At 71.4% G+C, this 19928-nt stretch carries 16 protein-coding genes; 10 read left to right on the forward strand and 6 right to left on the reverse strand.

The genetic code is table 11. From position 1 onward, the window contains the following. Nucleotides 1-6: 6 nt before the first annotated feature. Nucleotides 7-1623, reverse strand: a complete 1617-nt coding sequence (locus BFN33_RS34800; RefSeq protein WP_069764181.1) for a carboxyl transferase domain-containing protein — start codon at nucleotides 1621-1623, stop codon at nucleotides 7-9. Between the two features lie 98 nt (nucleotides 1624-1721). Here BFN33_RS34800 and BFN33_RS34805 point away from each other — a divergent pair, with 98 nt between their 5' ends. From BFN33_RS34805 to BFN33_RS34815, 3 genes are all read left to right on the forward strand, one after another. After that, on the forward strand, nucleotides 1722-2315 hold the full coding sequence (locus tag BFN33_RS34805) for a TetR/AcrR family transcriptional regulator (protein ID WP_069764182.1): 594 nt from the start codon (nucleotides 1722-1724) through the stop codon (nucleotides 2313-2315). Nucleotides 2316-2423: 108 nt separating this feature from the next. Then, nucleotides 2424-3581, forward strand: a complete 1158-nt coding sequence (locus BFN33_RS34810) for an acyl-CoA dehydrogenase family protein (RefSeq protein ID WP_069764296.1) — start codon at nucleotides 2424-2426, stop codon at nucleotides 3579-3581. A 34-nt stretch (nucleotides 3582-3615) separates the two neighbouring features. Continuing rightward, nucleotides 3616-4482 carry an acyl-CoA thioesterase II gene (locus BFN33_RS34815; RefSeq protein WP_069764183.1) on the forward strand — a complete coding sequence of 289 codons (867 nt, stop codon included), beginning with the start codon at nucleotides 3616-3618 and terminating at the stop codon, nucleotides 4480-4482. Between the two features lie 25 nt (nucleotides 4483-4507). On the opposite strand, the gene BFN33_RS34820 is transcribed toward BFN33_RS34815, so the two are convergent. Continuing rightward, nucleotides 4508-5296 (reverse strand): phosphatase, encoded by a 789-nt coding sequence (locus tag BFN33_RS34820; protein ID WP_069764297.1) that lies wholly within the window; start codon nucleotides 5294-5296, stop codon nucleotides 4508-4510. 70 nt (nucleotides 5297-5366) lie between these two features. Further along, nucleotides 5367-6827, reverse strand: a complete 1461-nt coding sequence (locus BFN33_RS34825; RefSeq protein WP_176742534.1) for a PucR family transcriptional regulator — start codon at nucleotides 6825-6827, stop codon at nucleotides 5367-5369. 106 nt (nucleotides 6828-6933) lie between these two features. Here BFN33_RS34825 and BFN33_RS34830 point away from each other — a divergent pair, with 106 nt between their 5' ends. Genes BFN33_RS34830 through BFN33_RS34840 form a run of 3 tightly spaced genes read left to right on the forward strand, consistent with a single transcriptional unit; the run spans nucleotide 6934 to nucleotide 11073 of the window. Then, nucleotides 6934-8379: a sodium:solute symporter gene (locus tag BFN33_RS34830; RefSeq protein WP_069764185.1), complete on the forward strand. Its 1446-nt coding sequence runs from the start codon at nucleotides 6934-6936 to the stop codon at nucleotides 8377-8379. A gap of 43 nt (nucleotides 8380-8422) precedes the next feature. After that, complete coding sequence (speB, locus tag BFN33_RS34835) at nucleotides 8423-9391, forward strand: agmatinase (RefSeq protein ID WP_069764186.1); 969 nt, start codon at nucleotides 8423-8425, stop codon at nucleotides 9389-9391. After that, nucleotides 9388-11073 carry a thiamine pyrophosphate-binding protein gene (locus BFN33_RS34840; protein WP_069764187.1) on the forward strand — a complete coding sequence of 562 codons (1686 nt, stop codon included), beginning with the start codon at nucleotides 9388-9390 and terminating at the stop codon, nucleotides 11071-11073. The genes speB and BFN33_RS34840 overlap by 4 nt, the downstream gene beginning before the upstream one ends. A 70-nt stretch (nucleotides 11074-11143) precedes the next feature. Here BFN33_RS34840 and BFN33_RS34845 read toward each other — a convergent pair whose 3' ends face one another. Then, on the reverse strand, nucleotides 11144-11575 hold the full coding sequence (locus BFN33_RS34845; RefSeq protein WP_069764188.1) for a peptidoglycan-binding protein: 432 nt from the start codon (nucleotides 11573-11575) through the stop codon (nucleotides 11144-11146). Between the two features lie 299 nt (nucleotides 11576-11874). On the opposite strand from BFN33_RS34845, the gene BFN33_RS34850 reads away from it, so the two are divergent. The 4 genes from BFN33_RS34850 to BFN33_RS34865 all read left to right on the forward strand — a co-directional run bounded on the left by BFN33_RS34850 (nucleotide 11875) and on the right by BFN33_RS34865 (nucleotide 16270). Beyond that, a complete protein-coding gene (locus tag BFN33_RS34850; RefSeq protein WP_069764298.1) occupies nucleotides 11875-12630 on the forward strand; it encodes a helix-turn-helix domain-containing protein in 756 nt (251 codons plus the stop codon). Continuing rightward, nucleotides 12627-13523, forward strand: coding sequence for an XRE family transcriptional regulator (locus tag BFN33_RS53365; RefSeq protein ID WP_069764189.1), 897 nt, complete (start codon nucleotides 12627-12629; stop codon nucleotides 13521-13523). Before BFN33_RS34850 ends, BFN33_RS53365 begins: the two co-directional genes overlap by 4 nt. A 178-nt stretch (nucleotides 13524-13701) precedes the next feature. Continuing rightward, complete coding sequence (locus tag BFN33_RS34860) at nucleotides 13702-14562, forward strand: PaaX family transcriptional regulator C-terminal domain-containing protein (RefSeq protein ID WP_256122932.1); 861 nt, start codon at nucleotides 13702-13704, stop codon at nucleotides 14560-14562. A 133-nt stretch (nucleotides 14563-14695) separates the two neighbouring features. Then, nucleotides 14696-16270, forward strand: coding sequence for an MFS transporter (locus tag BFN33_RS34865; protein WP_069764190.1), 1575 nt, complete (start codon nucleotides 14696-14698; stop codon nucleotides 16268-16270). A gap of 396 nt (nucleotides 16271-16666) precedes the next feature. Here BFN33_RS34865 and BFN33_RS34870 read toward each other — a convergent pair whose 3' ends face one another. Both BFN33_RS34870 and BFN33_RS34875 read right to left on the reverse strand, forming a co-directional pair. Continuing rightward, nucleotides 16667-17473 (reverse strand): endonuclease I family protein, encoded by an 807-nt coding sequence (locus BFN33_RS34870; protein WP_069764191.1) that lies wholly within the window; start codon nucleotides 17471-17473, stop codon nucleotides 16667-16669. A 189-nt stretch (nucleotides 17474-17662) separates the two neighbouring features. Next, complete coding sequence (locus tag BFN33_RS34875; RefSeq protein WP_069764192.1) at nucleotides 17663-19873, reverse strand: glycosyltransferase family 39 protein; 2211 nt, start codon at nucleotides 19871-19873, stop codon at nucleotides 17663-17665. Nucleotides 19874-19928 lie beyond the last annotated feature (55 nt).

Consider the following 19928-nt stretch of genomic DNA (forward strand, 5'->3'; position numbering starts at 1 on the left):
GGGTCCTCACATCCGGAAGACGCCGAACTGGGGGTCGCCCAGCGGCGCGTTGGCGCATGCGGTCAGGGCCAGGCCGAGCACCTGCCGGGTGTCGAGCGGGTCGATGACCCCGTCGTCCCAGAGGCGGGCGGTGGCGTAGTAGGCGTTGCCCTGGCGCTCGTACTGAGCGCGGATCGGGTCCTTGAAGCTCTCTTCGTCCTCGGCGGGCCAGGCCTCCCCGCGGGCCTCCAACTGGTCCCGCTTGACGGTCGCGAGGACCGACGCGGCCTGTTCGCCGCCCATGACGGAGATCTTGGCGTTGGGCCACATCCACAGGAAGCGGGGGGAGTAGGCCCGGCCGCACATGGAGTAGTTCCCGGCGCCGTACGAACCGCCCACGACCACGGTCAGCTTGGGCACGCGCGTGCAGGCGACCGCGGTCACCATCTTGGCGCCGTGCTTGGCGATGCCGCCCGCCTCGTAGTCCTTGCCGACCATGAAGCCGGAGATGTTCTGGAGGAACAGCAGCGGGATGCCGCGCTGGTCGCACAGCTCGATGAAGTGGGCGCCCTTCTGGGCCGATTCGGAGAACAGGATGCCGTTGTTTGCGACGATCCCGACCGGGTGGCCGTGGATCCGGGCGAAGCCGGTGACCAGGGTCTGCCCGAACTCGGCCTTGAACTCCGCGAACCGGGAGCCGTCGGTGACGCGCGCGATGATCTCGCGTACGTCGTAGGGGGTGCGGGAGTCCGTGGGGACGGCGCCGTAGAGGCCGTAGGGGTCGACCTTGGGCTCCACGGCGGGCCTGACGGACCAGGGCAGCGGCCCGCGCGCGGGGAGCGTGGCGGCGATGTTCCGCACGATCCTCAGGGCGTGGGCGTCGTCCTCGGCGAGGTGGTCGGTGACGCCGGAGATCCGGGAGTGCACCTCGCCGCCGCCGAGTTCCTCCGCGGTGACGACCTCGCCGGTGGCGGCCTTCACGAGGGGAGGGCCGCCGAGGAAGATCGTGCCTTGGTTCCGGACGATGACGGCCTCGTCGCTCATGGCGGGGACGTAGGCGCCCCCGGCCGTGCACGAGCCGAGCACGGCGGCGATCTGCGGGATGCCCGCGCCGGACATCCTGGCCTGGTTGTAGAAGATCCGCCCGAAGTGCTCGCGGTCCGGGAAGACCTCGTCCTGCATGGGCAGGAAGGCGCCGCCGGAGTCGACGAGGTAGATGCAGGGGAGGCGGTTGTCGAGGGCGACCTCCTGCGCGCGCAGATGCTTCTTCACCGTCATCGGGTAGTACGTACCGCCCTTGACGGTGGCGTCATTGGCGACGACGACGCACTCCCGCCCGCTCACCCTGCCGATCCCGGCGATGACCCCGGCGGCCGGGGCCTGTCCGTCGTACAGCCCGTCGGCGGCGAGGGGAGCGAGCTCCAGGAAGGGCGAGCCGGGGTCGAGCAGGGTGTCCACCCGGTCCCGGGGCAGCAGCTTCCCGCGCGCGGTGTGCCGTTCGCGCGCCCTCTCCCCGCCGCCCAGCCGGGCCGCCGCGAGCTTGTCCCGCAGCTCGTCCACGAGTGCCCGGTGGGCCGCCTCGTTGGCCTGCCAGGCCTGTGACGCGGGGTCCGCCGCGCTCGTCAGCTCGGGTGCCTGATCCATGTCCCGCGGTTCCCCTCACCCAGTGATCGCCTGTTAATGAGCGTTAACCATTTCCTTCAGGTTAACGACCGCTAACCTCCCTGTCTAGAATTGCTTCCATGGCCACGAGAACCGACGCACCCACCCGCCGCGAGCAGATCCTCAAGGAGGCCGCGCGGCTGTTCGCCGAGCGCGGGTTCCACGGCGTGGGCGTGGACGAGATAGGCGCGGCGGTCGGCATCAGCGGACCCGGCCTCTACCGGCACTTCGCGGGCAAGGACGCGATGCTGGCGGAGCTGCTGGTGGGGATCAGCGGGCAGTTGCTGACCGGGGGGAAGCGGCGGGTGGCCGAATCGGCCGACGGGGATCCGGGGGCGCTGCTTGACTCCCTGATCGAGGGCCACATCGACTTCGCCCTGGACGACCGTCCCCTCATCACCCTCCACGACCGCGAGCTGGACCGCCTGCGGGACAGCGACCGCAAGCTGGTCCGGCAGTTGCAGCGGCAGTACGTGGAGCTGTGGGTGGAGATCCTGCGCGAGGTCTACCCCGGCCTCACGGAGCCCGCCGCCCGCTCGGCGGTGCACTCCGTCTTCGGGCTCCTGAACTCCACCCCGCACCTGGGCCGCCCGGGCTCGCTCCCGGGCCGCGGCGCCACGGCGGAGCTGCTGCACCGCATGGCGAGGGGCGCGTTCGCGGCTGCGGCGGCGTGACGAGCGTTACGGGATCACCCCTGGACGGCTCTCCTTACCGGCCGGTACCTTAATGTTCTGAGCAAGCGCTTAGGTATGGACCCTTTCAGTCAGGTGGAGGTGGCGGCGGTGCGCCGTACGGTGTTCAACGAGGACCACGAGGCGTTCCGGGAGACCCTGCGCGCCTTCATCGAGGCCGAGGTCGTCCCCGTCTACGACGAGTGGTTCGCGGCCGGTCAGGCGCCGCGCGACTTCTACTACAAGCTCGCCGAGCTCGGCGTCTTCGGCATCCGCGTGGACGAGGAGTTCGGCGGCGCCGGCATCGACTCGTACAAGTTCGAGGCCGTGATGTACGAGGAGACCGCACGCGCGGGCGTGCAGTTCGGCGGCTCCGGTGTGCACGTCCTGCTCGGACTGCCGTACATCAAGATGCTCGCGACGGACGAGCAGAAGAAGCGCTTCCTGCCGAAGTTCGTCTCCGGCGAGGAGATGTGGGCCCTCGCGATGACCGAGCCGGGCACCGGCTCCGACCTCGCCGGCATGAAGACCACCGCCAAGCTCTCCGAGGACGGCACGCACTACGTCCTCAACGGCTCCAAGACCTTCATCACCGGCGGCGTCCACGCCGACCGTGTGATCGTCTGCGCCCGCACCTCCGCGCCCACCGCCGAGGACCGCCGGCACGGCATCTCCCTGTTCGCCGTGGACACCAAGTCCGAGGGCTACTCCATCGGCCGCAAGCTCGACAAGCTCGGCCTGAAGACCTCCGACACCGCCGAGCTCGCGTTCGTCGACGTCAAGGTCCCCGTCGAGGACCTCCTCGGCGAGGAGAACAAGGGCTTCTACTACCTCGGCCACAACCTCGCCTCCGAGCGCTGGGGCATCGCCTTCGGCGCCTACGCGCAGGCCAAGGCCGCCGTGCGGTTCGCCAAGGAGTACGTCCAGGAGCGCACCGTCTTCGGCAAGCCGGTCGCGTCCTTCCAGAACACCAAGTTCGAGCTGGCCGCCTGCCAGGCCGAGGTCGACGCGGCCGAGGCCGTCGCCGACCGCGCCCTCGAGGCCCTCGACGCCGGCGAGCTCACCCCCGCCGAGGCCGCCTCCGCCAAGCTGTTCTGCACCGAGGTCGCCCACCGCGTCATCGACCGCTGCCTCCAGCTGCACGGCGGCTACGGCTTCATGAACGAGTACCCCATCGCCCGCCTGTACGCGGACAACCGCGTCAACCGCATCTACGGCGGCACCAGCGAGATCATGAAGACGATCATCGCGAAGGACATGGGCCTGTAAGCCGAGCGATATCACCGGCCGGTACAACAGTTCCATGAGCCAGGCACTTCAGGACCTCCTCGATCTGCTCGACCTCGAGCAGATCGAGGAGGACATCTTCCGCGGTCAGTCCCGGTCCGCCGTCGTCCCCCGCGTCTTCGGCGGGCAGGTCGCGGCGCAGGCGCTGGTCGCCGCCGGGCGGACGGTCCCCGAGGACCGGCTCGCCCACTCCCTGCACGCGTACTTCCTGCGCCCCGGCGACCCCGGCGCGCCGATCGTCTACACCGTCGACCGCATGAACGACGGCCGCTCCTTCACCGCCCGTCGCGTCCTCGCGGTCCAGCACGGCCAGCCGATCTTCGCCCTCTCCGCCTCCTTCCAGCGGCACGAGGAGGGCTTCGACCACCAGGCCGCCATGCCCACCGCCCCCGACCCGGCCACGCTCCCCACCTCCGCGGACCGGCTGCGCGGCTACGACCACCTGGACCCGGCGGTCGTGGAGCGCTTCCTGGAGGCCCGCGAGGCGATCGACCTGCGGTACGCCGACGATCCGCCGTACGGAAGGTTCGGCGAGCCGCGCGAGCCGCACTCCCAGGTCTGGTTCCGCACCAACGGCAAGCTCGCGGACGACCCGCTGCTGCACGTCGTCCTCGCCACGTACGTCTCCGACATGACGCTCCTCGACTCGACCCTCCTCGCGCACGGCCGCGGCGGCTGGGCCGTCGGTGACGTCGTCGGAGCCTCGCTCGACCACGCGATGTGGTTCCACCGCCCCTTCCGTGCGGACGAGTGGCTCCTGTACGACCAGGAGTCCCCGTCGGCCCAGGGCGGCCGCGGCCTCGGCCAGGCCCGCATCTACACGCAGGACGGCCGACTGGCCATCTCGGTGATCCAGGAGGGCGTGGTCCGCGCGCCCAGGTGACGGCCGGCCCCCCCGGGGCCCGTGTCTAGGCCAGGCCCGCTTCCGCCAGCAGATACGCCGTCATCGGGTCGTAGTAACGCGGGCTCACCACATGGTCGTCCAGCGGCACGGTCACCTGGACCGTCCCCTCGGCCTCCGCCAGGAACAGCGCCGGGTCGTTGGAGTCGGCGTAGCCCACCGAGTCCACGCCGTGCTGTCCGGCGTAGCCCGCCCAGCCGTGGTCGGCGACGACCAGGTCGGGCAGCGGACGGCCCTCGCGCTCCAGCGCCGTGAGGATGGCCTTCATCGGGTCGCCGGAATGCGTGTGCCACAGCGTGGCGCCGTGCTCCAGGACCGCCACGTCCGCGAACTGCATGACGTACCCCTCGTCCGTCTGCAGCCCGTCCGGGATGACCACGATCTCGCAGCCGGCCGTGCGCAGCGCGGCGGCCGTGGCGTGGTGCACGTCCAGCATGCCGCCGGGGTGGCCGGTGGCGAACAGCACCCGCTGCTGTCCGTCCGCCGCCTTGCGCAGCCGGGCCGCCATGCGCTCCAGGCCGCCGACGGTCAGCTCGGGGTCGATGGTGTCCTGGCCGTACCGGTACTCCGGGTCGTCGTTGACCCCCACCCGCTCCGCCATCACCGCGAGCACGTCCTGCTCGTCACTCCAGCGGTCCCCGAGCTCCAGGCCGAACCAGTAGTGGCGGTTGCCGTTCGCCAGCTGGCGGTAGTGGGAGAGGTTGTTCTCACGCGGGGTGGCGACCTCACCCGCGATACGGGTCTTCACAAGGTGCTCGACGAGCTCGGCGCGGCTGGGTGTCCCGGGTATCGGCATGTCTCCCATTCTGAGGCACGCCTTCACGAGATCGCCGCGCATCCCGCACGCTGGGACGCGGGTCACCCGATCATGGTCGCCGCAGCGCGAACCACAGCTCCATCCGTACGTCCGGGTCGTCCAGGTCCCGTTCCAGCAGCGCCGCGCACTTCGCGATCCGCTGCCGCACGGTGTTGCGGTGCACGTCCAGCGCGACGGCCGTCCGGTCCCAGCTGCCGTGCAGGGACAGCCAGGTGCGGAGGGTCTCGGTGAGGGTGGGAGCGAGCGGGGCCAGGAGCGCCTTGGCGTGTGCCTCGGCGTCCGCCTCCGGCACCAGGTCGGCGAGGGCGGGACGGGCCCCGTACCGGACCAGCCCGGCCCGGGTCGCACGGGCGCGGGCCAGCGCACGGCCCGCCTGTACGTCGGCGGTGGCCCACTCCCGCGGTCCGGCGACGGCACTGACCCCCAGTGTCCACCCCGGCTGCGGGGCCGGTTCCGGGCCGGCGGGCAGCAGCACCCGTACGACCTCCCGCGCCACGTCCACCAGCGGTGACCCGAGCGCCGCGCCCAGCGCGGAGGCGGCGACGGGGTCCGGAGCGGCGAGGCTGTCGGGCCGGGCGTGCACGACGACCCACCGCTCGCCCCCGAGGAGCGGGGCCACGTCCTCCGCCGGGGCGCCCAGCAGCAGCCGTACGAGAGCGGAGGAGCGCGCCGCCCCCGACCCGGTCTGATGCTCACCGGTGAGCAACGACAGCAGCACGGCGGCGACGGAGGCGATCGTGTGGTCGCCGGGATCCCGCCGCGGGGCGGCGACGCCGAGCACGAAGCCGTGCCCGGCGCCGAGGGAGTAGGCGGCGAGGTGGACGTCGGCGGTCGCGTGACTGGCGGAGGTCGGCGTCCCGGGACCGGAGGGGCGTACCACCTCCGTGAGCCCGGTCAGCGCCTCCCGGGCGACCGAGCCCACCAGTCGCCCGGCGGATGCCACCTCCGCCCCCTCAGGCCCGTACAGCACCGCCCACCCGCCGACCCGCTGCGCGAGCTGCCGCAGTACGGACGGCACCGGGTCGGGGCGGGAAGCGGCCGCGGCCAGGCTCTGCTGGGCCTCGGTGACGCGGCGCAGTTCCGCGTGGCGGGCCTGGGTCATCAGCTGCCAGACCGCGCGGGCCACGGCGGAGAAGGTGGTCCGGGGCGGGACCTCGATCAGGGGCAGCTCGTAGGCGTCGCAGGCCGCGACCAGCGCGCGCGGGACCGTGTCGTGCACCGGCGCCAGCCCGAAGCCGAGGGCAGCGCCGCCCGCCGCGACGATCCTGGACACGTAGTCGTCGAAGTAGGTGCCCGAACCCGCCGCCTCCGGGATGTGCACCCCCGCCGTCAGCAGCAGCTCACCGCCCAGCAGATACGGGTACGGGTCCGCCATCTCCGAGGTGTGCGCCCAGTGCACGACCGCGGACGGATCCGCGGGACCCGCGATCCGCCGCAGCCCGAGATCCTCCCTGGCCAGCAGCGCGGCCAGCGGGACCGGTGGGGTGGGTGGCACAGCCGGGTCCGGCATGGTGGACGTTCCTTCCATCCGGTACGGCTCGAATGGATGAAACGTACACTTCGCAGTCGCTTTCCGGCCACCTACTGTCGACGCAGACCGGCAGAAGGAGGGCCCCATGGCCGTCGACTACACCGTCATCGTCGTCTACCTGGCCGGCATGCTCGCCATGGGCTGGTGGGGCATGCGCCGCGCCAGGTCCAAGAGCGACTTCCTGGTCGCCGGGCGCCGCCTCGGGCCCGCCATGTACTCCGGCACCATGGCCGCGATCGTCCTCGGCGGCGCCTCCACCATCGGCGGTGTGGGCCTCGGCTACCGCTACGGCCTCTCCGGCGCCTGGATGGTCTTCACCATCGGCCTCGGCCTGCTGGCCCTGTCCGTCTTCTTCTCCGCGCGCATCGCCCGCCTCAAGGTCTACACCGTCTCCGAGATGCTGGATCTCAGGTACGGCGGCCGCGCCGGGGTCATCTCCGGCGTGGTCATGTGGGCGTACACCCTCATGCTCGCGGTCACCTCGACCATCGCCTACGCCACGATCTTCGACGTCCTCTTCGACATGAACCGGACCGTCGCGATCGTCCTCGGTGGCTCGATCGTCGTCGCGTACTCGACCCTGGGCGGCATGTGGTCCATCACCCTCACGGACATGGTGCAGTTCGTCGTGAAGACCATCGGCGTACTGCTCCTGCTGCTGCCCATCGCCGTCGTCAAGGCGGGCGGCTTCGGCGAGATGAGGGCCAAGCTGCCCACCGGGTACTTCGACCCGCTGGGCATCGGCGGCGAGACGATCTTCACCTACGTCCTGATCTACACCTTCGGCATGCTCATCGGTCAGGACATCTGGCAGCGCGTCTTCACCGCCCGCAGCGACACGACCGCCAAGTGGGGCGGCACGGTCGCCGGCACCTACTGTCTCGCGTACGCCCTCGCCGGCGCCGTCATCGGTACCGCCGCCAAGGTCCTCTACCCGAACCTGGCCAACGCGGACGACGCCTTCGCGACCATCGTCAAGGACGAACTCCCGGTCGGGGTAAGGGGCCTGGTGCTCGCCGCCGCGCTCGCCGCCGTGATGTCGACGTCCTCCGGCGCGCTGATCGCCTGCGCGACCGTGGCGAACAACGACATCTGGTCGCGGCTGCGGGGCAGGCCTGCCGAAGGGGAGCGCGACGAGGTGCGGGGCAACCGCGCCTTCATCCTCGTCATGGGCGTGGCCGTGATCTGCACGGCGATCGCCCTCAACAACGTCGTCGAGGCGCTGACCGTCGCCTACAACCTGCTGGTCGGCGGCCTCCTCGTCCCCATCCTCGGCGGACTGCTGTGGAAGCGCGGCACCGCCCAGGGCGCGCTGGCCTCAGTGGTCGTCGGCGGCCTCGCCGTCATCGCCCTGATGGCGGGATACGGCATCCTCGCCAACGAGCCCGTGTACTACGGGCTGCCGGCCTCCCTGGTCGTCTACGTCGCCGTATCCCTGGCGACCCCGGCGACCGACACCGCCGTACTCGAAGCGTGGCGCGAGCGTCTCGCCGGGCGCGGTGTTCCCGAGCCGGTTCCGGCATCCCGGTAGACCGGTCGGTTCGAACAGCACGACAGAAGGAAGGCATACGACCATGAGCTCCCCCGAGACCCCCCGCGGCCCCGTCGACTCCTCCCGCATCCCGCGCTACGCGGGCCCCGCGACCTTCGCCCGGCTGCCCCGCCTCGACGAGGTCGGCCGCGCCGACGTCGCCGTCGTGGGGGTGCCCTTCGACTCGGGTGTCTCGTACCGGCCGGGCGCCCGCTTCGGCGGCAACGCGATCCGTGAGGCGTCCCGGCTGCTCAGGCCCTACAACCCGGCCCAGGACGCGTCCCCCTTCGCGCTCGCGCAGGTGGCGGACGGCGGCGACATCGCCGTGAACCCGTTCGACATCCACGAGGCCGTCGAGACGATCGAGGCGGCCGCGGACGACCTCCTCGGCACCGGCGCCCGCCTGATGACCCTGGGCGGCGACCACACCATCGCCCTCCCCCTGCTCAGGTCCGTCGCGAAGAAGCACGGCCCGGTCGCCCTGCTGCACTTCGACGCCCACCTCGACACCTGGGACACCTACTTCGGCGCCGAGTACACGCACGGGACGCCGTTCCGCCGGGCGGTGGAGGAGGGGATCCTGGACACCTCCGCCCTCTCCCACGTGGGCACCCGCGGGCCGCTGTACGGCAAGCAGGACCTCACCGACGACGAGAAGATGGGCTTCGGCATCGTGACGTCCGCGGACGTCATGCGGCGCGGCGTGGACGAGATCGCCGACCAGCTGCGCCAGCGCGTCGGCGACCGGCCCCTCTACATCTCCATCGACATCGACTGCCTGGACCCGGCCCACGCGCCCGGCACGGGCACCCCCGAGGCGGGCGGCATGACCTCCCGCGAGCTGCTGGAGATCCTGCGGGGTCTGGCATCGTGCAACCTGGTGTCGGCGGACGTCGTCGAGGTGGCCCCCGCGTACGACCACGCGGAGATCACGTCGGTGGCGGCCTCCCACACCGCCTACGAACTGACCACGATCATGTCCCGCCAGATTGCAGAGGCCCGCGCGCAGTGACTCACGACCACGACCTGGTGCTCCGCCCGACCGCCGCCCAGACCGAGGCCGCGCTGAACCCGCCTCCCGGCCGCAACGGCGGAGACCTGGTCGTGGAGACACTGGCCGCGCTCGGCGCGACGACCGTCTTCGGCCTGCCCGGCCAGCACGCGCTCGGCATGTTCGACGCGCTCCGGCGGTCCGACCTGCGCTACATCGGCCTGCGGGTGGAGAACAACGCGGGCTTCGCGGCGGACGCGTACGGCAGGATCACGGGGGAGGCGGCGCCGCTGCTGCTGTCGACCGGCCCCGGCGCGCTGACGTCCCTGGCCGCTCTTCAGGAGGCGGCCGCGGCCTCGGCGCCCGTCCTGGCGATCAGCAGCCAGATCCCGTCCGCCGGTCTGGGCGGCGGCCGGCACGGCTATCTGCACGAACTCCCGGACCAGTCGGCCTCGTTCAGGGGCGTGGTGAAGTCGGTGCACACCGTCCGCGCCCAGTCCCAGATCCCCTCCGCGATCGAGGCGGCCTGGAAGTCGGCGCTGACCGCCCCGCACGGCCCGGTGTGGGTGGAGATCCCGCAGGACGTGCTGCTGTCGCCGACCCTGATCCCCGTGGTGACGGGCGGCGACGCCTTCCCCGAGGAGCTGCCTCCGCGCCCCGAACTCACGGCGGTGGCGGCCGACCTGCTGTCGAACGCGGCCCGGCCGGCGATCATCGCGGGCGGCGGAGTGGTGCGGGCGGACGCTTCGGGGAAGCTGCGGCAGCTGGCGGAGGTTCTGCAGGCCCCGGTGGTCACGACTCCCGGCGGCAAGGGCGCCTTCCCCTGGAAGCACCCGCTCTCCCTCCAGTCCTGGATCGAGGACCGCCACACCACGGACTTCCTGGAGGACGCGGACGTACTCCTGGTGGTCGGCTCCGGGCTGGGCGAACTCTCCTCGAACTACCACACGTTCAAACCGCGCGGCCGGGTCGTGCAGATCGAGGCGGACCTCGGCAAGCTGGAGTCCAACCACCCCGCGCTGGGCATCCACGCGGACGCGCGGCCGGCGTTGCAGGCGCTGCTGGAGACGGTCTCACCGAGGGAGGACGCGCAGGCTCCGGAGCGGGTACGTGACGTGCTCGCTCGCGTTGCGGACCGCATCGCCGCCCAGGAACTCACCCTGGAACAGGAGCTGTTGGCCTCGATCCGCCGAGCCCTTCCCGCCTCCGCCCCCTCCTTCTGGGACATGACGATCCTGGCCTACTGGGCCTGGTCGGCCTTCGACGCCAAGGGCCCCAACCTTCTGCACTCCGCCCAGGGCGCCGGAGGTCTGGGCTACGGCTTCCCCGCGGCCCTGGGCGCCGCGGTTGCCGACCCTTCGCGCCCGGTCCTGGCGGTCTCCGGTGACGGCGGCGCCCTGTACTCCATCGCCGAACTCGCCACGGCCCGCCAGTACGACCTGAACGTCACCTGGCTGATCGTCGACGACGGCGGCTACGGCATCCTGCGCGAGTACATGACGGACGCGTTCGGCGAGGCGACGGCGACGGAACTGACCCGCCCGGACTACGTGGCACTGGCGGAGTCCTTCGGGGTCCCCGGGGCCCGTACGACCCCGGAGAACCTGGCGGACGACCTCGCGAAGGCACTCGGCTCACCGGGGCCCTCGGTGGTCGTACTCCCGGCGGTGCTGCGGATGTTCGCGCCGACGCATCTGGGCTGACGGCACGAAGAGGCGGCCCGTTCCCTCCCCCGAGGGGGAACGGGCCGCCGTGCGGTGGAGGTATGGCGGGTTACTTGGCCCGCAGCACCTTCCAGGTCTTCGGACCGACGATGCCGTCGTACGGCTTGATCTTGAACTCGTGCTGGAACCACAGCACGGCCTTCTTGGTCTTCGAGCCGAACTCGCCGTCGACCTTGAGCTTGGGCTTGTAGTCCGTGGTCTGGTTGATGTTCGCCTGCACCTCCTTGACGGCCTGGCCGCTGCTGCCGAACTTCACCGTCTTGTGGCCCTTGTAGTAGCCGCAGTACCAGCCGAGGCTCGTGGTGTGCTTGCACTTCTTCGCGGCGGCGGTGGTGGTGGCATCGGCCGCGCCGGCGTGGGCGGTCGCCGTCCGGGCCGAGTCGGCCGGGCCGGCGGTGGCTGTGCCGCTCGCGACGCCGCCCAGCAGGGCGAGCGTGGCGATGCCGATGCCGATGGACTTGCTCGTTGCGGTGATGACCATGTCTGGCTCCCCGTTCTGTGGTCGGTGGGGCGGTACGGGGTGGACCGCACCGCCCGTCCTGCACCACCGACATTGCAGGCCGAGTCCGGGGCGGGGTAAGGGCCGCCGGACAGTTGCCGTCGACGCGGGACGTCCCACCCTCCGACCTGCGGGGACGCTCCGCGTGGTGAGTCACCGGCGGGACGCCTCGGACGCCCTGTGGGGCGGCCGAAACCGCGCACCCCGCGAGGCGGCCCCGGGAACCGCAACGGCCTTGTGGGGCATCCTCGTTGAGGAGTGGCGACAGACATGGGGTGGACATGTCTCGTTGGAAGCAACTGCCGGACTCGCTGGACCCGCGGACGCGACAACTCGTCGTACAGCTGCGCAGGGCCAAGGACCACAGCGGCCTCGGTCTCCAGGCGCTGGCCGCCCGGACCGGCTACAGCCGGTCCTCCTGGGACCGTTATCTCAACGGCCGGTCGTCACCGCCGCGGGAGGCGGTGGCGGCGCTGGCCCGTGTCTGCGATCTCGACCCGGCCCGGCTGTTGGCCCTGCACGAGGTGGCGGTGGAGGCGGCACGCGGCGGCGAAGGCGGTCCCCGTGCGGAGACGGCCGGGAAGGCAGCCCCGCGGAAGGGGCGTGGCCGCCGACGGTGGGTGCTCGCCGCCGTAGTGGGCGGTGCTGTCTCCGTGCTCGCGCTGGTGGTGGCCGCACCGTGGGGCGGCGGAGGGGAGGGGACGGGCAGCGGTCCGGCCTCGGCGTCGGAGACGGGTGAGGGGGCCTTCGTGTTCCGGGCCGGCAAGGACTACCCGTGCACGGTGCACCGGGCCGAGGACGGCCTGCTGTACGCGGGGTACAGCAAGACCCGTGTCGGCCTGGTCGGCGTGGGCTCCGCACAGTGGGCCGTCGTCGAGGTGCAGTGCCTGCTGCGCCACCACGGCTACTCGCCGGGGATCGCAGACGGAGCGTTCGGGTCCCGCACCGAGCGTGCGGTGGAGCGGTTGCAGGAGGGCGCGCATCTCCGCGTGGACGGAATCGTGGGCGAGGACACCTGGGGGGTGCTTCGGAAATGACGTCCGGCGAACGACCGGTGGAATGCGAGCGGTTGGCGGAGGCACTGCGCGGGCTACGGTCCCGGACGGGCCTGAGCCTGGCCGCGCTGGCCGCGAAGACGCCGTACAGCAAGTCGTCCTGGGAGCGCTACCTCAACGGCAGGACCGTTCCGCCCCGGAAGGCCGTCGAGGAGTTGTGCGAGCTGGCGGGCGAGCCCCCGGGCCGCCCCCTCGCCCTGTGGGAGCTGGCCGACACCGTGTCGAGCGGGCGGGCTGCGGGCGTGCGCCCCGTGGCGGGCCCGCCGTCGCCGGCTCGGGCCGGAGTGCTCCCGCCCGGCGACGGCGGCCGCTCATCCCGGCTCCCGGGGCGGGGACTGCTCGCCGCTGCCGCGGGCGGGCTCGCGGCCGTCGCGATCGTCGTGCCGCTGGCGGCCACCGGCGCTTTCGACACGTCCGGCCCGGATCCGGTGCCCTCGTCCCGCACCGCCCTGGCGAAGGCATGCCAGGGCAGCAGCTGCACAGGCAAGGATCCCGAAACATACGTCTGCGGAGCCGATCCCGTGCCGGTGACCCTGGGCCGACGGGACTTCCCGGGGCCGCCGACCGTGGTCAAGATCCGGCGCAGCACCGCCTGCGGCGCGGTGTGGGCGCGGATCGACCTGGGGAGGGTCGGGGACCGGGCGGAGATCCTCGTACCGGGCCAGGCCCCGCGGCGGATCGAGGTCAAGGACCGGGTCGACGCCACGGACTCGCTGTCCACCCCGATGGTCGCCGCCACCGGGTCCGAGCTGGCCCACGTGCGGGCCTGCCTGGTGCGGGACGGGGAGCGCCACTGCTTCGGTACGGCCCCCACGGCGGCGCCCACGGTGGCTCAGCTCCCACGGCTGTCGGCGGATAGCGAACGCGGCCCCTGACCGGAAGGCCGGGACCGGCACCGGTTCCCACCAAGTCGCCCTGGATGACAGCGTGTTCGCGGAGTGGGGCAACACGGTCACCGCGATGGCGGTTACGGCGGCGAAGCCGTCCTGACGGCGCCGGTCCACCCCCACCCCCTACCTGCCCGGCAGGGGGAACTGGTTCTACCCTTGCGCCGTGACCAGCTTCGATCAGCCCGAACAGTCCGACCAGGCAGGCAGCGCGCCCCGGCCGCAGTCGTTGATGCTGAGCTTCTTCGGCATCCACGCCCTCGGCCGTGACGTCGCCCTGGCCGCCGGCAGCCTGATCGACGTGTTCGGCCGGGCCGGTATCACCGAGGACGCCGTACGGTCCACGCTCACCCGGATGGTCAAACGCGGCCTGCTCGAACGCCACCGGCGCGGCCGCAAGACGTACTTCGGCCCGACTCCCAGGGCCGTCGGCGTCCTCCAGGACGGCCACGACCGCATCTGGCACACCGGTGCCGTCAACCGTGACTGGGACGGCACCTGGACCCTCGTCGGCTTCTCCCTCCCGGAGGCGTGGCGCAGCGAACGCCACGACCTGCGCTCCCGACTGGTGTGGAACGGCTTCGGCCCCCTGCAGAACGGCCTGTGGGTGGCACCGGGCACGGTGGACGTCCCCGAAGTGGTGGCAGGCCTGGGCCTCGACTCCTACCTCCGGGTCTTCCAGGGATCCACGGCGGTCGCCCCCACCGACGCTCGCACCATCCTGCACACGGCGTTCGACGTGGAGTCCATCGCCAAGGGCTACGAGGCGTTCCTGGTCCGCTGGAGCGGCGCGGCCCAGGAGCCCGCGGACGCGGACCCCCTCGTACGGCAGCTGCTCCTGCACACCGACTGGCTGGACCAGGTCCGCCAGGACCCGCATCTGCCCGCCGAGCATCTGCCCGAGGGCTGGCCGGCGGCCCGCGCGGAGGAACGCTTCCACGAGCTCGCGCAGCGCTACGACGCCCCGGCTCGCCAGGAGGCCGCGAGTGCGCTGGACCAGATCAAGGTGACCGCGGCAGGCGAGTGACGGCCCTCAGCACCCACAGCGGAGAGGCCTGCGGACTATTACTGGGCAATCCATTGACCGCCGTCTGAAAACTGCCCTACATTCGTCGCGTTCTCGGCGTGATGGTCAGCCGCCGCTCAAAGGAGAGCCCCTCGTGCCCACCGAAACGCGTTCACTCCCCGATTCCACCGACGCCCGCCCCTCCGGCGGCCTCCCCGTCGGCACCCTCATCGCCGGCTGCTTCGCGGTCTGCCTGGCACAGATCGCGCTGGCCATGCCGGCGACGTTGAACGGCCTCTTCCAGGAGGACCTGCGCCCCGTCGGCTCCCAGCTCACCTGGATCTCGGACGCCTTCCTGCTCCCCGTCTCCGTTCTGGAACTGACCTTCGGAGTCCTCGGCGACCTCTTCGGCCGCAAGCGCCTGCTGGTCGGGGGCGGTGCGCTGATCGTGGCCGGCGAGGCGCTGGCCGCCTCGGCGACCGGCATCCACATGCTCTGGGTCGGCCAGGCCATCGCCGGTCTGGGTGCGGCGGCACTGTTCCCGACCTCGCTGGCGATGATCGCCGCGGGAACGCACTCGGCGAGGGACCGCGCCCGCACGATCACGATCTGGGCGGCCGCTCTGTCGAGCGGTGGCTTCGTCGCTCCGGTGCTGGGTGGCATCACGGGCAACTACGGCTCGTGGCGCTGGGCGTTCATCGTCGTGACCGGCCTGGCGGTGATCAGCACGGTGCTGAGCCAGCTGCTGGCGCACAACTCCAGTGCGCCGGAAGGCCGTTCACTGGACCTGGCGGGCCAGATCACGATCGGCATCGGCATGTTCGCCCTGCTGTACGCGGTGATCCAGGGCCCGGCGGACGGCTGGACGGCGCGGCCGGTGATGATCGCGTATGTGGTGGCCGGTTTGTTCATCGTCCTCTTCATAGTGGCCGAACTCCGCGCGGACTCTCCGCTGTTGAGACTGGACCTGTTCAAGAACCGGGCGTTCGCGGTCGCGTCGTTCGTCGCCGTGGTCGGCATGTTCAGCTACCTGGGCACGGCGTACACGACGAGCATCCGCCTGGGCCCCATCCAGCACCAGAGCCCCTTGCGTGGCTCGTTCGCCTTCATCCTGCTCAACTCGTGGACTCTGCTTCTGATGCCGCTGATCTCGCGGCTGCTGGAGAAGGTCAGCCCGCGCTGGGTACTGGGCGCGGGTCTGGCGCTGATGGCGGGCGGGGACTTCATGGCCGCGACCCTGTCGGTCAACGATCGCGCGCTGACCTCGCTGATCGTCCCGATCAGCCTGGTCGGCATCGGCTTCGCGCTCACGGTCTCCTCGATCACTTCGACGGCCGTCAACACGGTGGAGGTCCACTACGCGGGCATGGCCAGCGCTTCGACGAGCCTGCTGCGTGACTTCGGGTTCACCCTGGGTCCGGCGGTGATCGGCGCGATCGCGCTGAGCCACGCCGCGAACGAGTTCACGCAGAAGCTCGGCTCCTCCAACCTGTCCGCGCAGGTCAAGGCGGCCGCAGGCCAGGTCGCGGCCGAGGGCGGCCCCCTCGCCTCCAACTCCGTACCCCCGTCGTCGCCACCGGGAGGCGCGGTGCCGATCGCGCTGGAAGCCCTCGGCAACGGCTATGCCATCGGGTACGTGGTCTGCGGGATCGCGGCACTGGCCTGCTGCCTTCTCAGCGTGGTGGCGCTGCGAGGGAAGGGGGCCGGCGCACCCTCGGTCGTCGTTTAGTGCAAGTCTTCGCAGGCCGCCAGTCCGATCCGGCCGCCCCGTAACGCCACCCCGCCCGGGTGCGCGACGGCCGGGGCGACCAGCCCGGCCGGGTCCCACCGTGCACGGGCCCGCATCCTGACCGAGGTCCGCCGGTGCTCCCGGACGGGTCGAAGGTGCCGGCCAGATCGGAAGGGCGTCGAACATCGCACGCGTCAGCGCCGCCATCGCTTCCGGGTCCTCGCCCAAAGAGGACGAGAGGGACAGCGGGACAGCGCGTGCGATGTGGTCCAGGAAGCGATTCGCGCTGACCGTCGAGGCCGACGCCACCCCGTACTCCGGCCGTCACTGTCCCGCGCTTGTTCGACAAGTGGCCGAACCCCCCATGCGAAGAGGGGGGTTCAGTCGCGGAACCGCCTACCAGATCGCCTCGACCCACTCCGGGTGGTCGATGAACGGGTTGCGGTTGTGCTGGTAGGTGTCGTAGATGACCTGGTTGCGCTTCTCCTCGAAGGCGCTCGGCGGGTCCGCCTCGTTCCAGGCCTTGAGGACGGAGAGCTTGCCCATGTAGGGGTTGGAGCCGTTGCCGACCTTCTCGTTGGGCTCCAGGTCGGCGAAGCCGTCGCCGCCGTCGTAGCGCACGGCCATGTAGAGGATCATGCGGGCCACGTCGCCCCGGTCCGCGGCGCGCGGCGCGAAGGAGTCGGAGTCGACGGTGCTGCCGCCGCCGTTGGTGACGGCACTGCCGCCGTTGTCGAAGTCGAGGTTGCCGCGGATGCTGTTGACCTGGACGTCCGCGGGGCGCAGGTGGTGCAGGTCGGTGCCGGGCCCGGTCACCTCGCCGAAGTCGCCGTGGGACTTGGCCCACACGTGCTCACGGTTCCAGTCGCCGGTGTCACCGCCGTTGAGGGACTTGCTGCGCGAGACACCGCTGTACAGCAGGATCACGTTGCTGCTGTTGTTCGGGTCCTGGTCGGTGACCTTGAGCGCGTCCCAGACCGCGGAGTACGAGATCTTCGAGACGTTGGCGCTGATGATCGTGTGCAGGGAGGACTTCAGCGTGGTGCCCGTCTTGCCGACCGCGTTCTTGTAGTACGTCGAGTCGTACGCGGTCGTCGTGGCGGCGGCCGGGGTCGTGGTCACGACCGGGGCGGCGAGCCCGACGAGCACGGCGGCGGTGGTGAGCGCCACCGACTTCCAACTGCGGATGCGTGTCGCCAGCATAAAGGGGGTCCCATCTACGCGGGTTGAATGGAGGCGGCAGATGGGAGCGTGACATGGACATGCGACCGTGTAAATGGATGGCGCGTGTCCATTAGGTGACCTGAAACGGCAAATCCGGCCTTGTCTACGCGAGTTGACACACCGAGCGGCCCCCGACGCGTGATCGGGGGCCGCGTTACCAGGAGTTGGTCAGTCGACGTCCGACGGGTCCAGGCGGTAGACCGTCGAGGTGCTCGTGCTCGTGGCCGTGCTCGTGTCCGACGTCGAGCTCTTGCTCGTGCTGTAGTCGCTCTCCTTCACCGCCGTGCCGTACTTCTGTACCCAGCTGGTGATCTCCTGGCTGAGGCTGCTGTTGCCGCCCATTCCACCGCCGCCGAGCTGGATGTAGTGCAGCTCGCCCTTCTTCACCAGCTCCTTGAGCCTGGCGAGGGTCATCGCCTTGTCCGTGCCGGTGAAGCCCCACATGGAGATGACGGGCTTGTGCGTGCTGAGGATCAGCTGGCCGGCGCTCTGTGAATTGGACACCGCGAGCAGCCACTTGGCGCCGTCCTGGTGCTTCTCCAGGTAGGAGACCAGCTCGCTGTCGACGCTGCCGCCCATGCCGCCCCCGCCACCGGGGCGGTTTCCCGCGGTACCGGTGCCGCCGGGAGCCGTGCCGCCGCCCGGGAGTTCCCCGTTCGTGCCGCCGGGTGCGCCGGCCTGCGGGAGTTCACCGGTGCCGCCGCCAGGCTGCATGCCGCCCCCGTTGCCGCCGGGGAGCTCCCCACCGGCCTGGCCGCTGCCCTGCTGGGTGCCGCCCGGCATCTGACCGCCAGGGCCGCCGTTGCCGCCGCCGAAGCCACCTCGGCCACCCCCGCCCCCGGGACCGCCCATGCCGCCACCGGTCGACGGACCCGCCGTCGGGTTGGTGCCGCCCATGCCGCCGGCCGTGGTGGAGAAGGCCGGCGAGGCGGCGTACGCCGTCGGGCCCGCGAGGGCCGCCACGATCGCCGCGACGACGGACACGCCGAGCAGTCGCGCCCTGGTGCCGGAACCCGCCGTACGGAAGACGAACAGGCCCACGATCGCGAGGACCATGACCACACCGATGACCGGCCACAGCCAGGTGTTCCAGCCGGTGGCCCGGCGCAGCAGCACGATCGCCCAGATGCCGGTGACCGCGAGCCCGGCCGGTAGCACCCAGGACCAGCGGGCGTCACCGCCGCGGAAGGCGCGCCACAGCATGACGCCGCCCGCGCCGGTCAGCGCCGCGATGCCCGGGGCGAGCGCGGTCGTGTAGTACGGGTGCATGGTGCCCTCCGCCATGGCGAAGGTCAGGTAGTGCAGCACCAGCCAGCCGCCCCACAGGACGAGCGCGGCGCGGGTGGCGTCGGTACGCGGGGCCCGGCCGCACAGCACCAGGCCGGCGACGAGCGCGAGGAGGGCGAAGGGGATCAGCCAGGAGATCTGGCCGCCGAGGATGTCGTTGAACATCCGGCCGAGGCCCGCGGTGCCGGCGAAGGTGCCGCCCCCGCCCCCGCCGCCGCCGTTGCCCTCGCCGCCCAGGACCCGGCCCAGGCCGTTGTAGCCCATGATCAGGTTCCAGGCGGAGCCGTCGGTCGAACCGCCGATGTAGGGCCGGTCGTCGGCGGGCACGAGCGAGACCGCCGTCGCCCACCAGAAGCTGGAGACCGCCAACGCCACCGACGCGAGGGCCAGGTTGACGGCCTTCTTCCGCCAGCCGAGCCGCGACGCGTACACGTACACCGCGAAGACGGCGGGCAGGGCGATGTAGCCCTGGAGCATCTTGGTGTTGAAGGCGAGCCCGAAGAGCACCGCGGAGCCGATCAGCGGCAGCAGCCTGTCGGTGCGCACCGCGCGCAGCGCGAGGGCCGCTCCGCCGACCATCAGCAGGACGAGGAGGGTGTCGGGGTTGTTGTCCCGGTTGATCGCGACGGTGATCGGGGTCAGCGCGAGGACGAGCGCGGCGATCGTGGCCGCCGCGTGCCCGAACACCCGCTTCACGGAGGTGTGCAGGATCCAGATCGTGCCGAGGGCGGCCGCGATCTCGGGCAGCATCATCTGCCAGGTGCCGAAGCCGAAGATGCGGCACGAAAGGCCCATGACCATCAGTGCGAACGGCGGCTTGTCGACGGTGAGGAAGTTCCCCGCGTCGAGGGACCCGAAGAACCAGGCCTTCCAGCTCTGCGTACCGCTGTAGATCGCGGAACTGTAGAAGCTGTTCAGGCCGGACCCGGACAGGTTCCAGCTGTAGAGGACGCCGGCCAGGACCAGGATCGCGAGCAGCACGGGCAGCGACCAGCGCGGGGCCCTGTCCGGAGGCGCCGCGGGCGGGGCCGGTGGCGGCCAGTCGGCTGACACGGGCTCGGTGTGGGGGTGGGGATCGGTGGCAGATGTCACCCGGGAATCGTGCGGAGGGCGGTTGGGTGAGAGCTGTGACGTAGCTGGCGCCGTC

Source organism: Streptomyces sp. LUP47B (genome assembly GCF_001746295.1).
In the GTDB taxonomy this organism is placed as follows: Bacteria; Actinomycetota; Actinomycetes; order Streptomycetales; family Streptomycetaceae; genus Streptomyces.

What these genes read in the sequence shown, in the direction of transcription:
- BFN33_RS34800 (WP_069764181.1), bottom strand. Translation starts at nt 1,623, where the DNA reads ATGGATCAGGCACCCGAGCTGACGAGCGCGGCGGACCCCGCGTCACAG.
- BFN33_RS34805 (WP_069764182.1), top strand. Translation starts at nt 1,722, where the DNA reads ATGGCCACGAGAACCGACGCACCCACCCGCCGCGAGCAGATCCTCAAG.
- BFN33_RS34815 (WP_069764183.1), top strand. Translation starts at nt 3,616, where the DNA reads ATGAGCCAGGCACTTCAGGACCTCCTCGATCTGCTCGACCTCGAGCAG.
- BFN33_RS34820 (WP_069764297.1), bottom strand. Translation starts at nt 5,296, where the DNA reads ATGCCGATACCCGGGACACCCAGCCGCGCCGAGCTCGTCGAGCACCTT.
- BFN33_RS34825 (WP_176742534.1), bottom strand. Translation starts at nt 6,827, where the DNA reads ATGCCGGACCCGGCTGTGCCACCCACCCCACCGGTCCCGCTGGCCGCG.
- BFN33_RS34830 (WP_069764185.1), top strand. Translation starts at nt 6,934, where the DNA reads ATGGCCGTCGACTACACCGTCATCGTCGTCTACCTGGCCGGCATGCTC.
- speB (WP_069764186.1), top strand. Translation starts at nt 8,423, where the DNA reads ATGAGCTCCCCCGAGACCCCCCGCGGCCCCGTCGACTCCTCCCGCATC.
- BFN33_RS34845 (WP_069764188.1), bottom strand. Translation starts at nt 11,575, where the DNA reads ATGGTCATCACCGCAACGAGCAAGTCCATCGGCATCGGCATCGCCACG.
- BFN33_RS34850 (WP_069764298.1), top strand. Translation starts at nt 11,875, where the DNA reads ATGTCTCGTTGGAAGCAACTGCCGGACTCGCTGGACCCGCGGACGCGA.
- BFN33_RS53365 (WP_069764189.1), top strand. Translation starts at nt 12,627, where the DNA reads ATGACGTCCGGCGAACGACCGGTGGAATGCGAGCGGTTGGCGGAGGCA.
- BFN33_RS34870 (WP_069764191.1), bottom strand. Translation starts at nt 17,473, where the DNA reads ATGCTGGCGACACGCATCCGCAGTTGGAAGTCGGTGGCGCTCACCACC.